Origin of the sequence: Cellulosimicrobium sp. SJTW-1 (assembly GCF_047716875.1) — a bacterium.
GTDB lineage: Bacteria > Actinomycetota > Actinomycetes > Actinomycetales > Cellulomonadaceae > Cellulosimicrobium > Cellulosimicrobium funkei.
Genome location: NZ_CP136680.1, coordinates 1,058,553 through 1,081,084, shown reverse-complemented (window position 1 = coordinate 1,081,084; position 22,532 = coordinate 1,058,553). Strand labels below are relative to the sequence as shown.

Sequence of the window (22,532 nt, the reverse complement as noted above, 5' to 3'; positions counted from 1 at the left end):
GGAGCGCGCGGCGCGCGCTCGCAGGAGCGGGCGGGCTCAGCCGTCGTCGGTCAGGTCGAGCAGGGGCAGGTCGGCCGCCGTCACGAGGCGCGACGCCACGGCGTACTCGACGAGGCGCGCGCGGCGGTTCGTCGCGAGCGCGCCGGGCCCGCCGCGCAGGCCCTTGACGCCGATCCGGTCGAGCTTGTCGCACACGTTGTCGAGCTTGCGGTTGAAGCGCGTCGTCGCCCAGCCGAGCCGGGCCGCCGCCGCGGCGGACGACGGGATCTCCGACAGGCCCGTGCCGTCGCGCCGCAGCATCGGCTCGGCGAGCGCCACGATGAGCTGCTTCTGGCTCGTCGTGAACGTGATCATGCCGATCGTCGTCGCGCCGCCCGCCTCCGGGTCCTCCGAGCGGATCTCCTGGTAGGGCGCGCCGCGCAGTTGCGCGGTGATCTCGTACGTCGTCGGCCCCGCGGTGAACACGATCGACGTCGTCGGGAAGACGATCGGCAGGCGGTTGCCCGGGGAGAGCCACGACTGGACGCCGCCGCCGGAGTCGCACACCGTCGCGGAGATGAGCGACCCCACGTTGGCGAGCCACCAGATGCCGCCCTCGTGCGCGATGCGCAGGAAGCGCCGGTGCAGGTACGGGTTGTCCTCGATCGCGAGGTCCCCGTCGCGCCCGATGTCGAACGGGTCGCCGTCGGTGGACGGGCGGAACCACTCGCCGCAGAACTCGACCGCCAGCTCGCTCATGCCGCCTCCCCCGTGACGCACGCCTTCTGCGGCGAGGCCGAGACCTTGCCGTCCCGGTCGACGATGACCTCGACGCAGACCTGCTCGCCGGGCTTGGCCCGGAGCTCGACCGACGTCTTGTCGAAGTTCTCCTTGAACGGCGTCTCCTCGATCGGGTCGATCTTGCGCCACCAGAAGGAGTCGTCCTCGAGCGCCTTGTCCGAGTCGTAGGCCCACGTGAACGTCGCGACCTCGCGCGCCGGGTCGTAGGTGCCGACGAGGTCGTTCACCGGGGGCACGAGGTCGCCGAGGTTGTCCGACGGGACGAAGTCGTCGTCGGGCGCGGCCGAGCTCTCGCCGCCCGCGGTGGTCTCCGTGTCGTCCGGCGTCGCGTCGGGCCGCAGGAGGAAGAAGCCCCCGACGGCGACCGCGACGCCGACGACGCCCGCGACCGTCGCCCAGAGCGCACCGCGGCCGGAGCGCTGCTCCTGCGGGGACGCGTCGTCGGGCGCCTGGTCCGGCCCGGCGGTCCGGTGCACGGTGTCCTCGACGGGCGGGGTCCCCCAGCCACCGGGACGCCGCGGGCCGGGGTACAGCCGCGAGGGCTCCGTGAGCTCCGCGACGGGCGCGCCGCCCTGCCCGACGGCGGTCGTCGGCACCGTGCCGGACGTCCCCGCCGAGGGCCCCTGGTCCCACGCGGCGGGCGCGTACGGCACCTGGGGGCGGTACGGCGCCGGCTGCCCGGGCGCGGTGCCCGGGGCGACGGTCTGCCCGGGCCACGCACCGGGCGGGGCGGTGTGCAGCGGGGTCGTCGGCTGCGTCGGGCGGCCCGGTGCCACGGGCCCCGCGGACGTCCCGGTCCCGGACGGGTCGATCGAGACGACCTGGCGCAGGCGCGTCCCGGCGTCGTCGTCCGGCTCCTCCTCCTGGACGTGGCCCGAGTCGTCGAGCAGGTCGATCGGCGTCACCGCGTACGACAGCTCGTTCTGGACCTGCTGGAGTGCGCGCGCGAACGCGAGGACCGTCGGGTAGCGCGACGCCGGGTTCTTCGCCATCGCCGTCGCGAGCACGCGCTCGAGCGAGGCCGGGACGTCGGTGCGGCCCGTGGGCGGCAGGGGCGAGCCCTCGATGCGCGAGATGAGGTTCGCGCTCGAGTTCGACCCGCCGGGCACCTCGAACGGCGTGCGCCCGGCGAGCAGCGTGTACGTCGTCGCGGCGAGCGCCCAGACGTCCGTCGCGATGCCGCTGCGCGGGGGCTCCGCGAACGACTCCGGCGGCGACCACGGGATGGACATGCCCTCGGCGCGCGCCGCGTCGTCGACCGTGGACGAGATGCCGAAGTCCGTGAGCGCGGGGTGCCCGTACTCGGTGACGAGGATGTTCGCGGGCTTGATGTCGCGGTGCAGGATCCCGGCGCGGTGCGCCGTCTCGACGGCACCGGCGATCTGGACGGCCGTGCGCAGCGCCTCGGCGACGGGGAGCCGCTCGGTGCGGTAGCGCGCGCCGAGGTTGGGCCGCGAGCAGTACTCCATCGCGAGGTACGGGCGGCCGTCGTCCGCGATGTCCGCCTCGTACATCGTGACGATCGACGGGTGCGTCGAGAGCGTCGCCATGAGGTCGGCCTCGGCGTCGAACGCCGCGCGCTGCGAGTGGCTCGACCACTCGTGCAGCAGCACCTTCACCGCGACGCGGCGGCGCGGGCGCTGCTGCTGGTACAGGAAGACGTCCGAGAACCCGCCCGAACCGATGAGCGAGACGTACTCGAAGCCGCGGATCTCCGGTGGAGGGGACGGTGCGCGCTTGCTGCTCACCGGATCCCCTCGAAGCGCAGGGTCACGCCGTCGCCCAGGTCGGCGACGTCGCCGTCCACCACGAGGACCGGCTCGGACGGGTGCAGGCGCCGCGGCGGCTGGCCGCCGCGCAGGAGCGTGGTCCCGTTCGTCGTCGCCATGTCGCTGACGAGTACATGCCAGCCCTCGAGCGTGATCTCCAGGTGCGAGCGCGAGATGTCCTGCTGCGGGCTCGGCACCGTGACGAGGCGCGGGAGCTCCGCGGCCTGCGTGCGCGGCGAGCGCGGGCGACGGCCCACGACGACGGGCCGGTCGAGCTCGAGCGTCTGCCCCGTGGAGACCACGACCCGGCCGAGCGGCGGGCGCACGGCGAGCTCGGCGTCGCCGTCGAGCGGCGCGTCGCACACGGCGCACGTGTCGCGCGACGGCGGGTTCGCGTGCCCCTCGGGGCACGTGCGCGCGAGGATCTGCTGCTGCCCCGGTGCGGGCGGCGGGCTGAAGGACGGGACCGGGGGCGGCACGGGCGCGTCCTCGACCGCCGGCTCCTGGGCCGCCGCGCGCAGGTCCGCGATCGCCGACGACAGCACGGTGTGGCCGTCGTGGTCGAGCCCGGCGACGGGCGCGGGCTCGTCGTCGGGCGTGACGGTCGCCGCCCGGTGCGCGGCGGCGGGCGTGGCGCCCGTCCACTCGCGCGGGACGCCCGCGATGAGGCCGTCCGGCGCGGGCGGCGGGGCGGGCACGGGCGCCTCGTCCGCCGGCGGGGCGGGGACGGCCGGGACGGGCGGCGCGGGCGGCACCGTGGCCGACGGCGTCGGCTCGTCGGCCTCGTCCGTCTCCTCGTCCTCCGCGGACCGGACCGCGGCGTCCTCGACCGTCCGCAGGATGGTGGAGCCCCACAGGTGGGCGTAGTCGTCGTCCTCCTCCGGGGGCGCCTCGGAGACCGGCGCGGCCGGCTCGACGACGGGCGGCGGCTCGACGGCGTCGGGCTGCGGCGCGATCGTCTCCTCCGGGAGCCGGAGCGTCGCCCCGAGCCCGCCGAGGACCGTCGTCGCCGACGGCACCGCGGGCGCCTCGGCGAGCGTCGCGGTCTCCGCGGCGGCGTGGCGCGCACCCGGTCCGGGCTGCGACGCTCCGTCTTCGGGGACGCTCGCCTCCGAGGCGGCGAGCCGGTCGTCGTCCGGCCCGGGGTCGGAGCCGAGGTCCTCGCCGCCCGACGCGACGGGCTGCTCGGGGCGCTCGACGAGCGGCCACGCGACCGCGGAGGCGAGCACCACGCCCGACTCCAGCGGCACGGAGAGCGCGTCCCCGAGGAGCGGCCCGCCGGGCGGTGCGGGCTCGACGGGCACCACGCCCGCGTCCGCCTGGACGAGCAGCTCGACGACGTCGTCCAGCACCCGCTCCGACCAGGTGGTGACGCCCTCGCCCTCGACCTGGACGCGCTCGCCGCCGTCGAGCTCGAGCGTGACGGAGAGGCGGCCGCGCGCGGCCACGTGGACGCGGCGGCCGGTGACGACCGCGACGACGAACGGCGGCACGGTGCGCAGGCTCGAGCCGAACGCACCCGTGAGGACCTGGAGGACCTCGACGACGCCCGCGTCCGTGCCGAGCTGGTCCCACACCTGCTCGACGAGCGAGGGCTCCACCGGTGCGGGCAGCACGACGACCGCGCCGCCGCGCACCACGGTGCGTGCCGTTCCGGTGACGTAGCGCAGCGTCACGTCAGACCCCCGATCTGCAGACGAACATCCCTGGGCAGCGTGTCCTCGTCGACGACCGGACCCGGCGCCGCCACCTGGTCCCGCGGCGTCGTGCTCCCGCCGCTCGTGTCGTCGGACACGCCCGTCGCGTCGACGACGACGACTGTGATGTTATCCCGGCCACCGGCGGCGATGGCCTCGTGGACCAGCCGCTCGGCCGCGGCCTGCGGGTCCGGCGTGGCGAGCAGGACCTCCGCGATCCGCTCGTCGGACAGCTCGCCGGTGAGGCCGTCGGAGCAGACGAGCACGCGGTCGTGCCGCTCGATGGGCAGGTACCAGAAGTCGGCCTGCGGGGCGTTGCGCGAGCCGAGCGCACGCGTGACGACGTGGCGCCGCGGGTGCGTGAGCGCCTCGGTCGGGGTGAGGAGACCGGCGTCGACCATCTCCTGCACCTCGGAGTGGTCGACGCTCACCTGCTCCAGGCGTCCGCCCGCCAGGTGGTAGGTGCGCGAGTCGCCGACGTTCACGACGAGCCAGTACGGGTTGCCGTCCTGCTCGGAGACGACGACGCCCGTGACGGTCGTGCCGGCGCCGCGGCCCGGCTCGGTGACGATCGCCTGCACGTTCTCCTGCGCGACCGCGATCCGGGTCCGCACCTCCTCGGGCGTGACGACCTCGAGGTCGGCGAGCGGGCGCAGGGCCTCGACGGCGGTCGCGCTCGCGACCTCGCCCGCCTCGTGCCCGCCCATGCCGTCGGCGACGAAGAAGACGGAGCGCGCGGCGAGGAAGCGGTCCTCGTTGAGGAGGCGGCGGGCGCCGCGGTGCGACGCCGCGCCCCAGGCCAGGTGCACCTCGGCGGGCTGGTCGGTGGTCACGAGACTCCCGGGTGGACGACGAGGCGACGGTCGCCCACGTGGATGGTCGCGCCGACGGGGACGCGCACGCGCGTCCCCGGCTCGGCGACGCGGGGCGGGGCTCCGGGCACCGACACGACGGTGCCGTTCGTCGAGCCGCGGTCGGTGAGCCACAGGCCGCTCGGGTCGACGCGCAGCTCGGCGTGCGTCTTGGAGACGGAGCGCGTCGGGTCGTCGAGGGCGACGAGGGTCCAGGGTCCGTCGTCGGGCGCCTGGGGGTTGCGGCCCACGAGGGTCGGGCGGTCGACGGTGCGCCGCTCCCCCGACTCGAGCTCGATGACGACGGCCACGTCGGGCGCGGGCTCCATCGCGCGCACGTCGCGCGCGGACATCCGGGTGCTGTCCCACTCGGGCTCGGCGGCCTCGGGGCCCGCCGGCGGGGCGGCAGGCCGCGCAGCAGCCGCCGGGGCGGGCGTCGGCACGGGCGCAGGCGCCGGCACCGCGGCCGGCGGGGGCGCGGCGGGCGGCGGGGCGGACGCTCCGCTCCCGACGCCGGGGACGCCCGTGATGAGACCGCCCTCGGTGGGCGCGGGCGTGGACGGGAAGGCCCACGGGTCCGGCACGGGCGCGGCCGACGGTGCCCCGGACGCCTCGCCCGGGCGGGCCGACGAGGCGGGAGACGGCGGCGGCGCGAACGACGCGGCGGGCGTCGCGGCCGACGGCGCGGGCGGGCGCCCGACGTCGGGCGCCGGGTACGGCGCCGGCTGGCCGCCCGGGGCGGCGAGGTACGCGCCGGGGGCGGCCGGGGCGCCGTACGCCCCGGCGGGGCCGCCCGCCACGAGCGAGGCGACGCCGTCGTACCCCGAGGACGTGGGGGCGACGCCGCGCACGTCGAGCACGAGCGACCGGCCCGCCTTGTCGTGCCAGCCCTGCGACCGGCCGGTGGAGTCGAAGCGCGGGCTGAGCAGCACGACGAGGATCCCGCCCAGCGGCACGACGCCCACGATGATCCAGCGCAGCGCCGCGCGCCCGAACCCGACCGGCCCGCGCGTGCCCGCGTCCACCGTGCGGATGCCGGTCGCGAGGTTGCCGAGCGTCTTGCCCGTCGACCCCTCCCAGAACCAGACGCCGACCCACCACGCGAGCGCGAGCACCGCGGCCACGACGTAGACCACGAGGATCTTGCCGAGCAGCGCGGCGGCCTCCTCCTGGGTCACCGTCTGCACGCTGCCGAGCGGCGCGCCCACGACCGCGAGACCCGCCACGAGGACGACGAGAGCGACGACGGCCGGCACCGCCGCGTCCACGAGGTACGCGAGGAAGCGGCGGCCGGTCCCGGCGAAGGGCGCGGCGGCGAGGGACGACGGCGACGCCCCGGCCGAGACCGGGACGAAGGCCTTCTGCGTCGCCGCGTAGACCTCGGGCTCGGTCGTCGTGTCGGGCGCCGAGTGCGCGACGGCGGCGTACGGCAGGTCCGGCCCACCGCGGCCCGCGACGGCCTGGACGCCGCCGACCGGCCCCGCCGACGGCGCGGCGACGGGCCGGCCCGTCCGCGGGAACGGCTGCCCGCACACCGCGCAGAACGCGGCCCCCGGGGACTGCGCGGACCCGCAGGCGGGGCACGTCACGTCGCTCATGACTCGTCTCCCTGTCGTCTCGACGGCCCCGACGACGACCCTGCCGCCGGGGGCACCGCGCCACCCCGCGCGCCGGCGCGGCGGCCGGGCAGCCACCGGCGCAGGCCCGCGGAACCGCCGCCCGCGCGCACGGACCGCAGCGAGAGCGCGGCACGCACCCGGGCGCGACGGTTCACGGAGGAGCGTAGCCCTCCGACGACGGAGTCGACGTCCGCCCAGAACGCCTCGATCTCCTGCTCCGTCGGCTCCCCGGTGCCGAAGACGGTCGCGTCCGCGCGGTGCGCGAGCGGGATCGTCGCCGTCGCGCCGTACGCCTGCGCGAGCACCCCCGCGCCCTCGCGGCGGGTCGAGCCGGCGGGGACAGGCGTCCCGAGGTCGGTCGCGGTGTCGAGCACCTCGCGCCAGCCGCCGCTCACGCGGTCGACGGGCCGTTCCGCGGTGCGGCGCCGGGCCCGGCGTCGCGCCTTGTAGGCGAGCACGAGCACGACCGGGAGCGCGAGCAGCGCGAGCGGCACGACCACGGCGACGCCGATGAGGACCGCCTGCCCCCAGTCGAACCCGTCGCTGTCGGCCTTCTCCTTCTCCTCGTCGTCGATCTTCCCGGCCTCGGCCTCGGCGGGCTCCTCCGGCGGCTCCGGGTCCTCGAGGATCGGGGGCTTGGGCACCTGGAGGCTCTTCGGCTCCGGCTGGATCTTGTTGTCCTCGTCCGGGATCGCCGTGATCGGCACCCAGCCGTGGCCGACGAACGGCACCTCGGCCCACGCGTGCACGTCGGTCCCGGTCGCCGTGTACGGCTCGCCCGGCTCGAGCGGGTTCTTGTCCAGGTCGGGGTAGAAGCCCATCACGACGCGAGCCGGGATGCCGGCCTGGTTGGCCATGAGCGCGAGCGCGACGGCGAACTGCTCGTCGTCGCCCACCATCTCCTCGTCGGCGAGCAGCGTGTCGATGCGCTCCGCCGAGTGGCCCGGTCGCGACGGCGGCTGCGTGTCCAGCCCGCTCGAGAAGATGCCGCTCGCGACGAGGCCGTCGCGCAGCGCGTAGAGCTGGTCGACGGGCTCGGTCTCCTCGCCCATGAACTGCGCGGCCTTGCCCGCGAGCGACGCGGGCAGCACGCCCTTCGGCGGCGTGGGGACCTGCACCGACTGGTCGATCGCCCCGGCGCGCAGGTCGTCCTCGGTGGGCTCGGCCGTGACGAGCGCGTCGAGCGTGTAGGTGTCGCCCGGGCGCAGCCCGGCGGTCGACAGCGCCGTGCCGGTCGTGCCGTTGTAGTACGTCGTGTCGGCGAGCTCGCGCGCCCGCTCGCCGGTGTAGGTGATGCCTGCGAGCTGGCCGACGTCCGGCACCCACACCCCGGTGTAGTCGCCGACCTGGACGTCGAGGCGTGTCGGCGTGCCGGGCGCGACCGTCGCGATCTCCTGGCCCGCGCGCGTGTAGACGCCCGAGCCGGGCAGCCCGCTCGAGACGTCGTAGACGACGCCGTTGTAGGTGTCGAGCGCGGCGAGGCGGACCTTCGCGCCCGGGGGCAGGCCCCGGACGGTGAACAGCTCGTCCTCGCGCATGTCCTTCGCGTACTTGCGGAACGCCGTGAGCGGGCTGACGTACTGGTGCAGGTCGAGCGGCGGGACGACCGTCTCGCGCAGGACGGTGCGCGGGTCGTCGGGCAGGAGCGCGGGGGCCGCGAACGCCGCCGCGACGCCCCCGACGACGAGCATCGCGGCACCCGTGCGCACGCGGTGCCACCACAGGCGCCGGGTCGCGGCGCGGCTCGCCTCCGTCGTGATCTGGTGCGCGCCGAGCCGCGCGGCGGTGACGCGCCACCCCGCCCAGAGCAGGCCGACGCCGCCGAGCACGAGGCCCTGCGCCACCGGGTACGCCGCGATGACGGTCCCGAGCAGGATGACCGCCACGAACGCGCCGGCCACCGGCACGAGCGCCCACGCGGCACGACGCGCGCGCCACGCGATCGTGCCCGCGAGGAGACCCGTGACGAGCATGAGCAGGTAGGGGACGACCGCGAGGTGCGGGAACGAGTGCAGCGGCGGGACCGTCGTGACGAACTCCTTCCAGCCCGTCACCGCCCCCCGCGCGAGGTCGGCGATCGTCGTGAGCGACGGGAGCACGCCGCCGATCGCGTCGGCGGGCAGGGCGAGCAGACCGCCCAGGAGGAGGTACGCGAGGACCGCGACCGGGAGCACGGTGTAGGCCGCCCAGCGCCGCCAGGCGCCGAGCCACGCGACCGCGAGACCGACGACGGCGCCCCCCGCCGCGGGGAGCAGGTAGCCCGAGGAGCCCCACACGGGGCCGAACCCGACGACCGTGGCACCGAGGACGAGGACGAGCGCGAGCGCGTCGACGGCGCCGAGCGCCGTGAGGGCGCGCGGCGTGTCGGCGCCGCGCAACCGGGTCGTGTTCCGCTGCGACGTGCCGGACGAGGGCGCCGGCGTGCCGACCGGCGTGGCGCGGCGCGAGCCGCGCGTCGTGGTGCTGGGCGCGCTCATCAGTCGTTCAGCCTCCGCAGGGCGAGGGGGAGCTCGCCGAGCTCGCCGATGGTGAGGACGACGAGCTCCGCGATCGCGTGCCGGCTGAGGGACGCGCCGGGCACGCACTGGATCGCCATGACGCGCACGTCCTGCGGCAGGCGCGCCGACGCCGCACGGAGCTCCGTCGGGGTCACCCGGCTCCCGACGATGAACGCCACGACGGACGCGTCGGTGATCGTCAGGCCCGCGACGCGTGCGACGTCGACGAGCGACGTGCGCTGCGACTGCGTCTCCACGCGCGCGAGGTCGTCGAGCAGCCGCGTGCGGTGGTCGCCGCGCAGGTTGCCGTCGTTGACGAGGACCGTGACGCCGCGGTCCTCCTTGATCGCCTGGAGCCCGAGGGACCCGCACGCGCTCACGGCGAGCTCGAACTCGTCGTCGTGCGCGTAGTCCTCGGCCCGCGTCGAGAGCAGCACCGCGAGGTGCGAGCGCCGCGTCTCCTCGAACTGGCGCACCATGAGCTGGCCCGTGCGGGCCGTCGTCTTCCAGTGGATGTGGCGGCGGTCGTCGCCGGGCACGTAGTCGCGCAGCGCGTGGAACGACACGTCGGAGTTCGAGATGTCGGTGGTCACGCGGCCCTCGAGGTCCTTGAGGAACCCGGTCGACGAGCCGGACAGGTTCTTGACCCGCGGGTGGACGAAGAGCTCCTCGGGCTCGGTCCACACGACCTCGCGCCGCAGGAGCCCGAGCGGGTCGGCCCGCACGGAGCGCACCGGGCCGACGGAGATGACCGACCGCCGGTGGGTCGGCACGGTGAAGATCTCCTCGTGGCTCCCCTGCGGGCGCAGGCGCGGCACGGGGAACGTCGCCATGCCCTGCCCCACGGGCAGCTCCATGACCGACGGGAGCAGCGGGCGGGCGGAGTCGTTGCGGACGTCGAGCCGGCCCACCGCGCGGTCCCCCACCGTCACGCGCTGCTGCGCGAGGTCGAGCACGACGGCGTACCGGAAGCGCCCGAGGACGAACGCGACGGCCGCGAGCAGCGCGACCGTGAGCAGGACCGCCACGACGAGCAGCTCGAGCCACGACAGCGCGAGCCCGGCCCACCAGGCCGCGACCGTGACGACGAGCGCAGCCCAGCCGAACGGGCTGACGGCGGACGTCACGGGCCGGACCGTCCGCGCGGCGGGCGCGAGCGCACGCCCGACCGGCGCGGTGACCCGCGCGAGGGGTGCGGCCAGGGGGCGGAGCAGCCCGGCGAGGGCGGACCCCGCGCGGGGTGCGCCCGGGCGGCCGCCGCTGGCGGTGCGGCCGGAGCGGGCGCTGGGGCGCCCGCTGGTCGGGCCGGGGGTGGCGTTCATGGCATGAGCTCTCGGTCGGTGCGGGCCGTCGGTCCGCCGGCGGCGGGACGGCGTGCGGCCGGCGTGCGGGACGCCGGTCGTGTCAGGCGCTGCGGCGCTCCTGCGGCGCCGCGACGTCGGCGAGCAGGCGGCCGAGCACGGCCTCGTTCGTCGCGCCCGCGAACTCGGCCTCGGGGTCGAGCACGAGGCGGTGCGCCCACGTCGGCTGCGCCAGCTCCTTGACGTCGTCCGGCAGGACGTAGTTGCGCCCGTGCGCGGCGGCCCACACCTTCGCGCAGCGCACGAGGGCGAGCGCACCACGGACGGAGACGCCGACGCGCACCTCGGGCGCGTTGCGCGTCTCCTCGGCGAGCCGGGAGACGTACTCGAGCACCGCGCCGTCGACGTGCACCCGTGCGCCGAGCTCGGCCATCTCCGTGACGGCCTGCGTCGTGATGAGCGGCTGGAGCGTCTTGCTCCGGTCGCGGACGGACGCGCCCGAGAGGATCTCGACCGTCGAGGCGTGGTCCGGGTAGCCGATCGACGCCTTCATGAGGAAGCGGTCGAGCTGCGCCTCGGGCAGGCGGTACGTCCCGGCCTGCTCGATGGGGTTCTGCGTCGCGATGACCATGAACGGGCGGCCGACGTCGTGGCCGACGCCGTCGACCGTGACCCGGCCCTCCTCCATGACCTCGAGGAGCGCGGACTGCGTCTTGGGCGAGGCGCGGTTGATCTCGTCCGCGAGGACGATGGACGCGAAGATCGGGCCCTGGTGGAACTCGAACTTCCCCGTCTTCTGGTCGTAGATCGTCACGCCCGTGACGTCGGACGGCAGGAGGTCCGGGGTGAACTGGATGCGGTTGTTCGTGCCCTGGACGCTCGCGGCGAGGGCGCGCGCGAGCGAGGTCTTGCCGGTGCCGGGCGCGTCCTCGAGGAGGATGTGGCCCTCGGAGAGCATGCACGTCAGGGTCAGGCGCACCACGTGCGCCTTGCCCAGGACGGCCTGGCCCACGTTGCCGACGAGGCGGTCGAAGGTCTGAGCGAACCAGGTGGCCTGCTCGGGGGTCATGGTGGTCATTCGTCGCTTCCGTTCGCTGTGCTGTCCGAGGTGGGGCGCGGTCCGCGCTAGTACCACGTCATGGTGTTCGTGCTCCCGATGGTCGTCTCGATCCGCGCCGAGCCGCCCGGCTGGCCGTAGACGCACTGCTGGCCGCCGGAGTAGTTCCCGTTGCCGTCGGTCCGCAGGGCGCGGCCCTGGGCGTCGCGGCTGTAGTTGCCGGACCCGATCTGCGAACCGCCGCCATAGCACGTCACCCGGAACGAGGTGTTGGCCGGGCCGTCCTTGATGGTGAGGTAGAGCTCGGCGCACGACGAGTGCCCGCACTCGCCCGGCCACTTCCCGTCGGGGAGCTTGTGGTTGCTCCCCTTGCTCACCGTGAGGACGGGCTCGGGCTTCTTGTCGGACGTCGCCGACCGGCACGTCTCCTTCGCGGCGCCCTCCGTCGGGGTGACCCGGACGCAGATCTCGCGCGTCTCGGAGTAGCCGACCGAGAGGCTCCCGGAGCCTTCCTTCTGGGTGGACTGGACCGCGCCGCGCACCTGCACGGAGTACCCGCGCCCGTTGCCCGCGGTCGACCAGCTGTACGTGATCGAGCGGTCGCCGCCGTTCATCGAGACGACCGGCGCCGGGATGGGCCCGTAGGGCAACTCCTCGTTCGCCGTCGCCGCAGCGCCAGGCTCGCGCGCGCCGTCGACCCCCGCGACGGCGCGCACCGCGATCCGGTACGGCTTGCCGTTCGACAGCCCGTCGACGACCTTGTTCGCGCCGAGCGTCTGCCAGCCGCCGCCGGCGTCGTACTGGTAGGAGATCTCGTCGGCCCGCACGCCGTTGCCCGACGCGGCGCCGAACGACAGCTGGATCTGGCCGTCCGTGCCGTTCGCGTCGGCGCTGAGGTTCGACACCGCGCCCGGCTTCGCGAACGCGCGCACCGGGTCCGACGCCGGCGAGAACTCGGCGTCGCCGAGCTTGTCCGTCGCCTTGTTGTGCGCGCGCACCCGGAACGCGTAGCCCGTCGTGTCCGCCGGGACGCCGACCGTCGCGGACGTCGCGCCGCCGGCGGCGGTCGAGGTCTGCACGACGCTCCCGCCCCGCAGCGCCTCGATCGTGTACCGCGTGATCGGGGCGCCGTTGCCGTCCGGGGCGCCCCAGGAGACCTGCATCTGCGACGTGTCGCCGATCGACGTGCGCCGCACCGCCGGCTTGGCGGGAGCCGCCGGCTTGCCCGCCGGCGTCTCGGCGGCCGAGTAGTCGCCCCAGTCCGAGGGGTCGGGGGCGAGGTTCACGGCCTGGGCACGCACCTTGTAGGCGACGCCGTTCTGCAGGCCGTCCCACGTCACCGACGTCCCGGTCAGGGCCGTCTTCTGCACGGAGCCGCCCGGCGGCGCGGGCGAGATCTCGAGGTTGACGGCCTGGATCGGGGAGCGGTCGGTGTAGGTCTTGTTGGTCCAGGTGACCGTGAGGGACTTGTCGCCGAACTCGAGGGTGGGTGCGGCGGGCGGGTCGGGCTTCTCGTCCGGTCGGGCGACGGCGGAGGCCGGGGAGGCGGGTCCGTCGCCGACGGCGTTGGTCGCGTAGACGGTGAAGGTGTACTCGACGTTGTTGGTCAGGCCGTCCAGGGTGCAGGTGGTGGTGCCGCAGGCCTTCTCGTAGCCGTTCTGGGAGCGCACGGTGTAGCCGGTGATGTCGGCGCCGTTGTTGTTCGGCGGGTCCCAGGTGAGCACGACCGTCTTGGAGCGGACCTCGACGACCTGCGGGGTCGAGGGCGCCTCGGGCTTGCCCAGCACCTTGAGCTGGACGCGGCCCTCGACCTCGCGGTCGGGGTCCTTCGTCGCGTCCTGGATCCGGTACCGGACCACCATGACCCCGACGAAGTCGTCGCGCGGCGTAACCGAGACCTGGTCGCCCGCGACGGAGGCGGTGCCCTGCCCCGTCTCCACCACGGCGTCGACGAGGGTCAGCGGCCGGTCGGGGAACGGGTTGGAGTCGTTGGCCAGGACGGGCACGGTGGTGGCCTTGCCCTGGTGGGCGTCGTCGACGGTGTCGGGGTTGGCGCGCGCCAGGGGCCGGGTCGAGGCCACGACGGTCAGGGTCGCGGTGCCCTCGACCGGGGGGTGCTCGCCGTCGGTGACGGTGATCGGGACCTGCACGACCGAGCCCTTGGGCACGTCCGGGGTCGCCTGGGCGCGCAGCGTGGTGCCCTCGACGGTCACGGTCACGCCCTGGGCCTGGCCGGTGGCCTTGAAGGTCAGGGGGTCGCCGTCGGGGTCGGTCGCGAAGCGCGCGAGGTCGATCGAGGCCTCCTCGCCCGCTGCGACGTCGAGCGTCGGGGTCGACAGCTCCGGCGGCAGGTTTTCCGGCGGGAGCACCTGGACGGGGATCGTCAGGACGTTCGTCCGGCCCTCCGGGTCGTCCGGGCCCGACCCGTCCGTCACCTCGAACGACACCGACGCCGGGCCGGTGTAGTCCGCGTCCGGCGTGTAGACGATCTCGGTCACGGACGGGACCTGCCGGTCCCCCTCGGTGACCTTGACCTTGTCCTCGGTGGTCAGGCGCGGGGAGCGGCCCTCCACGACGAGCACGTGCTCGGTGAGGTCGATCGGCAGCGACTCCCCCGCCAGCACCTCGAGCTGCGTGCCCGGCCGCAGCGTGGGCTTCTGGTCGGTGAGGCCGGGGACCTTGACGAAGGCCTTGGCGGTCAGGCCGTCGATGTCGGTCGCGGTGTAGGTGATGACCTGGCGGCCCTCGGTGAGGGTGACGGTGAGCTCGCCGTCGGGGGTGACGCTCGCGGTGCTCGCGTCGGTGGTGACGGTGAGCTCGCTCGCGGCGCCGTCGGGGTCCTCGTCGTTGTCCAGGACGGGGACGGTGACCTCGGTCTTGCCCAGGATGTCCTCCACGGGCACGGTGTCGTCGCGCGCGACCGGGGGCAGCAGGGGCGCGTTCGCCGAGACGTTCACGGTGACCGCGCCGGTCGCGCGGGCGCCGTAGGTGTCCTGGATCTGGTAGTAGAACGTGTACGAGCCGTCCTGGTCGGGCGAGGTCAGCACGATGCGGTCGGCCACGACCTCGGCGTCCAGGTCGTGGGTGTCCTCGATCCCGCCCGGGACCAGCCCGACCTGGTCCCCGTCGGGGTCGGTGTCGTTGGCCAGCGCCGCGACCGAGACCGTGCGCCCCGGGCGCACCGTCACCTCGTCGTCCACCGCGACCGGCGACTGGTTGCTCTCGCCCGGCCGCGCGATCCCCACCCGCACGGTCCCGGTCGCCGTCGCCCCGCGGGCGTCCAGGACCGTGTACGTGAAGGTGTCGAGGCCCGTCGCGTTCTTGGAGGCCGCGTACTCGAGGAAGCCCTCGACGACGCTCGCCGAGCCCTTCGCGGGCGGCGCCGCCACCCCCGTCACCTGGACGGAGTCGCCGTCGGGGTCGATGCCGTCCAGCGGGACCGCGATGCGCACGCTGGACCCGGACAGCACCCGGGCCTCGATCTCGCGCGGCTGCGGCGGGGCGTTGTCCTCGCCGTCGCGGATCCGGATCGTGACCTGGGCCGAGTCCTCCTGCCCGTTGACGTCCCGCACCCGGTAGATCGCGTACGCCGTGCCCGCCTCCGAGCCCGCCTTGAACCGCAGCGTGTCCTCCGAGACGAACGCCTCGCCCAGCGCCGGGTCCACGTCCTGCTCCAGCTCGGGCTGCAGGAACAGCTCCAACCCGTCAGGGTGCGTGTCGTTCTTCAGCACCGGGACCGTCACCACGTCCCCCGCGTGCACCGTCACCTCGTCCGCCACCGCGTTCGGCGGCTGCAGCCGCGTCGGCGCCGGCACCGGCACCACCCGCACCTCGCCCACGGCCGACTCCGTGCCGTTCGACACGGTGTAGGCGATGCTGACGGGGCCGTCGAGCCGCCGCAGCTCCGTGACGCGGAGCATCTGGTGCCCGAGGACGGCCACGGAGACGCCTGCGTCCGCCGGGACCGAGACCGACTGGACCACCAGGACGCCGCCCGCCGGGTCGGTGTCGTTGGCGAGCACGTCGACCAGGGTCGAGCCGCCGGTGGGCAGCAGGGCCGTGTCGGTGACGACGATCGGGGCGCCCTCGGCCTCGGACGGCGGCAGGACGTCCACCCGCACCAGGCCCGTGGTCGCGTTCGGGCCGTCGGTCACCTGGTACGTCAGGTCGTAGGAGCGCGGCTCCATCGAGAGGAACGTGAACGTGCCCGCGTCGTAGTTCGGCGTGATCTGCGCCGGGGCGGACTCCGAGACCGACGCCAGGCGCAGCTCGTCCCCGTTCGGGTCGGTGTCGTTGCGCAGCGGCTCGACCGTCACCGGCTGCCCCGCCGGGACCACCACGTGGTCGCTCACCGCGACCGGCGGCTGCGGACCGGGCACCACGTCGACCAGCAGCTTGCCCTCGAACACGCCGCCCTGGCCGTCCGCCACGGTGACCGCGACGATCTTCCGGCCCGTCGAGCCGCCGCCGTCGCGCAGCTCGACCGTGCCGTCGGGGCGCGAGCGCACGTCGTCGCCCGCGACCGTCGCGGCCGCCGACGCGAGGTACAGGTCGTCGCCGTCCGGGTCCTTGAAGTACGGCAGCACCTTGATCGACGCCGTCCCGCCCTGCTCCACCCGGACCACGGGGTCGCCCGTCTGCTCCGGCGGAGCGTTCTCGCCCCAGGGCGAGACGCGCAGCGACACCGAGGCCTCCGCGGTCCCCCCACGGCCGTCGGAGACGGCGTAGCGGAACGAGCCCTCCCCGGTCGCGCCCTCGGGGACCACAGCCTGCAGGGCGGCGCCGCCCATGATCGTCTGCACGGTCGCGTTCGACGGCGAGTCCCCGACGAGCGACGCCGTCATCACGTCCCCGTCCGGGTCCACGTCGTTGCCCAGCACCGGCAGGATCGTCGTGCGCCCCGGACGTACCCCGAACGCGTCGTCCTTGGGCTGCGGCGGCCGGTTCGGCTGGGACCGGTCCGCGATGAACTGGTCCACCTGCTCGGGGTTCGTCAGCTCCGCGTCGGCCTCCTCGCCCTCGGCCTCCTCGGGCATCTGGACGTCCCAGTCGTCGACCTTCTGGTACTCGTCCGCCGCCATCCACAACGTCCCCGCCGACAGGTCGTTGAGCACGATCACCTGCCGGTTCACCCGGTACTCCAGGCGAGCCTGCGGGTCGATCCCCTCCAGGCGGGTGTCCAGGTCACGGTCGGTGCCCTCGCAGTCGCGGATCACCTGGCCGGTCGAGGCCCACGCCCCGTACGTGCACGACCCGAGCTGCACGGGCGCCGCCGGGCGGCCCTCGGCCGCGCGGCGGACCGCGTCGCCGCCGGCGAGCGGCTGCGTGACGAGACCGTGCGACGTCGCGACCACCACGTCGTCGGACGCCGCCGAGGGCTGCTGCAACCGCGCCTCCGCGCCGTCGTCGAGCGCCACGGTGCGTCCGCCGGGCAGCACGAGCTGCGACGCGGAGCGGTCCAGCACGACCGGCTCGTCGCCGACCGCGGTCACCTCGACCTCGGCACCCGACCCCACGGGCAGCGTGGTGGACGCGGGCTCCCCCGAGACCGCGCCGCGCACCGTCGTGCGGACCGTCCAGAGCGTCCCGGTCGACGGGACCGCGACGAACACCGTGCCGTCCTGCGCGACGACGACGTCCCCGTCGCCCTCGACCTCGACCGTCGGGTCGAGCTCCTCGGCGTCGAACGAGGTGGCGCCGTCGAACGGCAGGACCCACAGCAGGCCCTCCTCACCGTCGAGGATCGCGGTCGTCGCGCCCCCGGAGGCGACCTGCGCCCCGGCCGGCAGCCGCACCTGGCCGTCGAGCTTGAGGTGGGCGACGTCCACGGGCGAGGCGGTCCCGGTGCCCGCGTCCTCGAGGAGCACGCGGCCCGCGTCCTGCTGCACGTCGAACGACGCGCTGCCCGCGTTGAGCGTGCCGTCCATCGCCTGGGACTCGTAGTTGAACCGCCCCACCAGGCCGGCCGACGTCTTCGTCACCCACACGCCCGAGTCGTTGAGGTCCACGTCCGCCGTGGCCTCGCCCTCGGTGAACAGCGCGAGTCCCACCAGCGCCGTGGAGAACACCGACACGGTGCTCACGGACGCGACGGTACGGCGGTGCTCACGCAGGCGCGCCAGGAAACCCACAAGTCCTCCGAGGTGCCGGATCGGGAGGCGACCGGTCCCCTTCGCCGGCCCCCTCGATCTCGCACTTGCCAGGCGGCCCCACCGATCGCGCAACCGAGGATAACGGGAGGGCGAGTGAGGTCCGACACCCGTCCCATGGGGAGAACTCCCCTCTCGGTGAGCGCGCCCCGGGCCCACCGGCGCGGACCACCGTCGGGTGTGCCGCTACCGGCAGGGCCGGACGGGTGTCCCGGGCAACCGGCCCGGGCACCGGGACGGCCCCGCGCCCACGGCACCCACGACCGGAAAGTTCACCCTCTCGGCGGGTCAGGCGGCGCGGTCCGCCAGGGCCTCCGCGAAGGAGCGCAGCGCGTCGCTCACCGGCCCGGGGGGCAGCGTGTCGAGCTCGTCGACGGCGGAGCGGGCCCACCGGACGGCGAGCGCGCGCGTCTCGGCGAGCACCTCGTGCCGGCGCAGCGCCGCGACGGCCGCCGCGAGCGCGGCGTCGTCGGTCAGGTCGGAGTCGAGCAGCTCGACGAGCGCCGCATCGTCCTCCGTCGCGGTCCCCTGCGCGATGCGCGCGCGCAGCAGGAGGACCGGCATCGTGGGGACCTTCTCGCGCAGGTCGGTGCCCGGGGTCTTGCCCGACTCGTCTCCGGAGGACGCGAGGTCCAGGACGTCGTCGGCGAGCTGGAAGGCGACCCCCAGCCGCTCGCCGTAGGCCGCGACCGTCTCGACGACGTCGGCCGGGCAGCCGGCGAACATCGCGCCGAGCCGTGCGGACGTCGACAGGAGCGACGCCGTCTTGTCCGCGAGGACCTCGAGGTAGTGCTCGACGGGGTCGTCGCCCTCGCCCGGCCCCGTGGTCTCGTGGAGCTGGCCGAGGCAGAGCCGCTCGAACGTCCGCGCCTGGATGAGCACGGCCTCCGGGCCGAGCGCCGCCACGGTCGACGCGGCACGCGCGAAGAGCAGGTCGCCGACCATGATCGCGACGGAGTTGCCCCACACCGCGTGCGCGGACGGCGCCCCGCGCCGCACGGGCGCGGAGTCCATGACGTCGTCGTGGTAGAGCGACGCGAGGTGCGTGAGCTCGACGACGACGGCTGCCTCCGCGACCTCGGGCCGCGTCCCGTCCCCGAGCTCGGCCGCGAGCAGCGTGAGCAGGGGGCGCAGGCGCTTGCCCCCGGCGTTCACGAGGTGCCGCGACGCCGAGTCCGCGAGCGGGTCGGCGTGCGCGACGGCGGCCCGGAGCCGGGTCTCGACCTCCGCCAGGCGCTCGGTGAGGGCGGCCGCGAGCTCGGGGTCCGAGATCGGGATCGCGGTGGTCGTCACGGGAGCGGTCCGCTCGCGCGGGCCGCGGGGCCCGGCGGGCGCGGAGGGGACGGGAGGCACGGAGGTCACGGGACGAACTTAACCGCCTCGGCCGCCAGATCGAGAACCGGGGAGGGGAACACACCGAGGAGGAGCACCCCGATCGCGCACACGGCGATCGCCACGGTCGTCGGTCCGGTCGACCGCACGACGGTCACCCCGGTGCCCTCGGAGGCCTCCGCGCCGCCGTCCGCGCCGTCGCCCACGCCGCCGGACGGCGCCGTGAAGAACATGAGCACGATGAGGCGGACGTAGAAGAACACCGCCACGGCCGAGGCGAGCACACCGACCACCGCGAGCACCCACGTGGAGCCGCCGCCCTGCCCGTCGGGGCCGGCGATCGCCGCGCCGAACGCGGTGAACTTCGCCACGAACCCGGCGGTCAGCGGGATGCCCGCCATGGAGAGCAGGAACAGCGAGAAGACGCCGGCGAGCCACGGGCTGCGGCGCCCCAGACCCGCCCACTGGGCGAGGTGGGTGGCCTCGCCGAGCACGGCGACGGGCTCCCGGGACGAGTCGTCCGTGACGTTGTCCGCCGCGTCCGAGCCGTCGGCTCCCCCGGCGCCCGCCCCGACGGTCGCGGGCACCCGCTCGCGGACGGGGGCCGTCTCACGGACGAGCGTAACGACCGCGAAGGCGCCGACCGTCGCGAGGCCGTAGACGAGGAGGTAGAACACCGTCGCCCGCAGCGAGAGCTGGGAGAACCCCAGGACGCCGACGAGGATGAAGCCCGCGTGGGCGATCGACGAGTACGCGAGGAGCCGCTTGACGTCGGTCTGGACGGCGCCGACGACGGTCCCGACGACCATGGTGAGCAGCGTGACGATCCACAGCGCGACGAACAGGTCCTCGCGCGTGGCCGGCGACGACTGCGCCAGACCGAGGCTCACGACGTACAGCACGCGCAGGAGCGCCCCGAACGCCGCGGCCTTGGTGCACGCCGCCATGAAGCCGGTGATCGGCGTCGGGGCCCCCTGGTAGACGTCGGGGCTCCACGAGTGGAACGGCGCGGCGCCGATCTTGAACAGCAGCCCCGCGAGGATGAGCAGGGCGCCGACGACGACAAGGCCGGGCATGCTCGCGAGCGGGCCCTCGGGCGTCGCGAGCGACCGGTACACCTCGACGAGGTCCACCGAGCCGGCGAACCCGTAGACGAGAGCGACGCCGAACACGAACAGCGCGGACGCGAACGCGCCGAGCAGGAAGTACTTGAACGACGCCTCCTGCGACAGCAGGCGGCGACGCCGGGACATCGCGGACAGCACGTACAGCGGGAGCGAGAGCACCTCGAGCGCGACGAACATCACGAGCAGGTTCCCGGTGGCGGGGAAGATCATCATGCCGCCGACGGCGAACAGCACGAGCGGGTAGACCTCGGTCTGCTCGAGCCCCTTGCGCCGCGTGAGGTCCTCGTACGGCGAGCCGGGGACGGCGGCCGCGGACGGCGCGAACGCGTCCTGGCCGGTCGACGTCCGGTCGGCGATCACGAGGATCGCCAGGAACGCGAGCAGCACGACGATCCCCTGGACCGCGAGCCCGAAGGGGTCGATGACCATCGACCCGCCGAGCACCCGCACGCCGTAGGCGGCGCCGTCCGTGCCCTGGACGGCAGGGTCGCGCCACAGCACGACGACGAAAGCGAGCGCCACGGCCGTCGCCAGCAGGGCCAGGACGACCTGCACCGTGCGCCGGACGCGCGCCGGGACGAACGCCTCGACGAGCACGCCGACGACGCCGACGCCGAGCACGACGAGGACCGGGGCGAGGTACAGCCAGTCGACCGTGGGGGCCACGAAGGAGTCGTTCACGACTCGCTCCCTTCGTCGGAGCTACGAGTGACGGACGTGCCCGGGCTCGAGGAGGCGACCTGCTCGGTCCCCGCGGCGAACGGGTCGGAGCGCGGCGGGTCCTCGACGCCCGCGACCGCGAGGTCGGAGAGCGTCACCTCGGCGGGCTCGCGCACGAGGTCGAGCGCGGGCGCCGGGTAGAACCCGAGGACGAGGAGGGCGACCAGCAGCGGCGCGACGACCCACTTCTCGCGCGCGCCCAGGTCGGGGAGCCGGTCGAGCCCCTCGCGGGTTCCGCCCGTGAAGATCCGCTGGTAGGTCAGCAGCACGTAGAGCGCGGCGAGCACGACGCCGAGCACCGCGACGAGCGCGGCCCACGGGCTGCGCGCGAACGTCCCGACGAGGACCATGATCTCGCTGACGAACGTCGACAGGCCGGGCAGCGACAGCGCGGACAGGCCCGCCACGAGGAACGTGCCCGCGAGCACCGGGACGACCTTCTGCAGGCCGCCGTAGTCCGCGATGCGCTGCGAGCGCTCCGGGTGCCGCGCGACGAGGAAGCCCGCGATGAGGAACAGGGCCCCGGTCGAGATCCCGTGGTTGACCATGTAGAGCGACGAGCCGGACACGCTGAGCGACGTGAACGCGAAGATGCCGAGCACGATGAACCCGAAGTGCGACACCGACGTGTAGGCGATGAGGCGCATGAGGTCGCTCTGCCCGATCGCCATGAGCGCGCCGTACAGGATCGAGACCACGGCGAGCACGACGACGACGGGCGCCGCCCACCTGCTCGCGTTCGGGAACAGCGGCAGGCACAGCGTGAGCATCCCGAACGTGCCCACCTTGTCCAGGACGCCGACGAGCAGCGTGGACGTCCCGGCCGGCGCGTGCTGCGCGGCGTCGGGCAGCCAGGTGTGCACGGGGAAGAGCGGCGCCTTGATGGCGAACGCGAGGAAGAAGCCCAGGAACAGCAGCCGCTCGATCGTGACCGGCATCGGGTTCTCCGCGAAGTACCCGACGAGGTTCGTCGTGAGGAACGCGTCTTCGGGCCGCGCGCCCGTGGCCGGGTCGATCGGCACCTGGACGTAGAGCGCGATGACCGCCGCGAGCATGATGAGGCCGCCCGCGAGCGAGAACAGCAGGAACTTCACCGCGGCGTAGCGCCGCCGCGCCCCGACGCCGAACCCGCCGATCATGAAGTAGACCGGGATGAGCATGGCCTCGAACAGCACGTAGAAGAGGAACACGTCGCGCGCGACGAACACCGCGACCATGAACGCCTCGAGGAGCAGCACGAGCGCGAGGTAGTGGCGCAGGCGGCGGACGTCGCCGTCCTGCTCCTTCCACGCGGCGAGCACGACGAGCGGGACCAGCAGCACCGACAGCGCGACGAGCGCGAGCGCGACGCCGTCGGCGCCGACCGCGTAGCTCGCCCCGATCTGCGGGATCCAGCGGTACGTCTCGGCGAGCTGGTGGGTACCGGCCGCGGACGTGTCGAACGCGGTGAACGCGCCGACGAGCAGGCCGAGCTCGACGAGCGCCGCGCCGAGCGCGATGCCGCGCACGGCACGCAGCGCGCCCGCACCGACGCCGCGCGTGCGGGCCGCGGCCGTGAGCCACACCGCCGCGGCACCCACCAGGGGCCAGGCGATGAGCAGGGACAACCAGGGGACGGAGGTGGTCATGGGT

12 protein-coding genes are annotated in these 22,532 nt (G+C 74.8%); all 12 read right to left on the bottom strand.

Features of this window, described 5'->3' with window-relative positions; translation table 11 throughout:
• Nucleotides 1-36: 36 nt before the first annotated feature.
• The 12 genes from RSE42_RS04855 to RSE42_RS04800 all read right to left on the bottom strand — a co-directional run bounded on the left by RSE42_RS04855 (nt 37) and on the right by RSE42_RS04800 (nt 22,528).
• Complete coding sequence (locus RSE42_RS04855; protein WP_043654136.1) at nt 37-738, bottom strand: hypothetical protein; 702 nt, start codon at nt 736-738, stop codon at nt 37-39.
• Complete coding sequence (locus RSE42_RS04850) at nt 735-2,528, bottom strand: protein kinase domain-containing protein (RefSeq protein ID WP_415298018.1); 1,794 nt, start codon at nt 2,526-2,528, stop codon at nt 735-737. Before RSE42_RS04850 ends, RSE42_RS04855 begins: the two co-directional genes overlap by 4 nt.
• Nucleotides 2,525-4,225, bottom strand: a complete 1,701-nt coding sequence (locus RSE42_RS04845; RefSeq protein WP_415298016.1) for an FHA domain-containing protein — start codon at nt 4,223-4,225, stop codon at nt 2,525-2,527. The genes RSE42_RS04850 and RSE42_RS04845 overlap by 4 nt, the downstream gene beginning before the upstream one ends.
• On the bottom strand, nt 4,222-5,079 hold the full coding sequence (locus RSE42_RS04840; protein WP_021483309.1) for a PP2C family protein-serine/threonine phosphatase: 858 nt from the start codon (nt 5,077-5,079) through the stop codon (nt 4,222-4,224). Before RSE42_RS04840 ends, RSE42_RS04845 begins: the two co-directional genes overlap by 4 nt.
• Entirely contained in the window at nt 5,076-6,695 is a 1,620-nt protein-coding gene (locus RSE42_RS04835) for an RDD family protein (RefSeq protein ID WP_415298014.1), read from the bottom strand. Before RSE42_RS04835 ends, RSE42_RS04840 begins: the two co-directional genes overlap by 4 nt.
• Nucleotides 6,692-9,193: a transglutaminase-like domain-containing protein gene (locus RSE42_RS04830; RefSeq protein WP_415298012.1), complete on the bottom strand. Its 2,502-nt coding sequence runs from the start codon at nt 9,191-9,193 to the stop codon at nt 6,692-6,694. The genes RSE42_RS04835 and RSE42_RS04830 overlap by 4 nt, the downstream gene beginning before the upstream one ends.
• Entirely contained in the window at nt 9,193-10,536 is a 1,344-nt protein-coding gene (locus tag RSE42_RS04825) for a DUF58 domain-containing protein (RefSeq protein ID WP_082774863.1), read from the bottom strand. The genes RSE42_RS04830 and RSE42_RS04825 overlap by 1 nt, the downstream gene beginning before the upstream one ends.
• An 82-nt stretch (nt 10,537-10,618) precedes the next feature.
• Nucleotides 10,619-11,593, bottom strand: coding sequence for an AAA family ATPase (locus RSE42_RS04820; RefSeq protein WP_043659321.1), 975 nt, complete (start codon nt 11,591-11,593; stop codon nt 10,619-10,621).
• 47 nt (nt 11,594-11,640) lie between these two features.
• A complete protein-coding gene (locus RSE42_RS04815; RefSeq protein ID WP_415298009.1) occupies nt 11,641-17,655 on the bottom strand; it encodes an Ig-like domain-containing protein in 6,015 nt (2,004 codons plus the stop codon).
• Nucleotides 17,656-18,009: 354 nt separating this feature from the next.
• Nucleotides 18,010-19,014, bottom strand: coding sequence for a polyprenyl synthetase family protein (locus tag RSE42_RS04810; protein ID WP_034652106.1), 1,005 nt, complete (start codon nt 19,012-19,014; stop codon nt 18,010-18,012).
• 65 nt (nt 19,015-19,079) lie between these two features.
• Nucleotides 19,080-20,861 (bottom strand): NADH-quinone oxidoreductase subunit NuoN, encoded by a 1,782-nt coding sequence (gene nuoN, locus RSE42_RS04805; RefSeq protein WP_415298007.1) that lies wholly within the window; start codon nt 20,859-20,861, stop codon nt 19,080-19,082.
• Complete coding sequence (locus RSE42_RS04800; RefSeq protein WP_415298005.1) at nt 20,858-22,528, bottom strand: NADH-quinone oxidoreductase subunit M; 1,671 nt, start codon at nt 22,526-22,528, stop codon at nt 20,858-20,860. Before RSE42_RS04800 ends, nuoN begins: the two co-directional genes overlap by 4 nt.
• Between the last annotated feature and the right edge of the window lie 4 nt (nt 22,529-22,532).

Bases quoted from the DNA above. Each gene is read 5' to 3' on its own strand.
- RSE42_RS04855 (WP_043654136.1), bottom strand. From the start codon at position 738: ATGAGCGAGCTGGCGGTCGAGTTCTGCGGCGAGTGGTTCCGCCCGTCC.
- RSE42_RS04835 (WP_415298014.1), bottom strand. From the start codon at position 6,695: ATGAGCGACGTGACGTGCCCCGCCTGCGGGTCCGCGCAGTCCCCGGGG.
- RSE42_RS04830 (WP_415298012.1), bottom strand. From the start codon at position 9,193: ATGAGCGCGCCCAGCACCACGACGCGCGGCTCGCGCCGCGCCACGCCG.
- RSE42_RS04825 (WP_082774863.1), bottom strand. From the start codon at position 10,536: ATGAACGCCACCCCCGGCCCGACCAGCGGGCGCCCCAGCGCCCGCTCC.
- RSE42_RS04820 (WP_043659321.1), bottom strand. From the start codon at position 11,593: ATGACCACCATGACCCCCGAGCAGGCCACCTGGTTCGCTCAGACCTTC.
- RSE42_RS04800 (WP_415298005.1), bottom strand. From the start codon at position 22,528: ATGACCACCTCCGTCCCCTGGTTGTCCCTGCTCATCGCCTGGCCCCTG.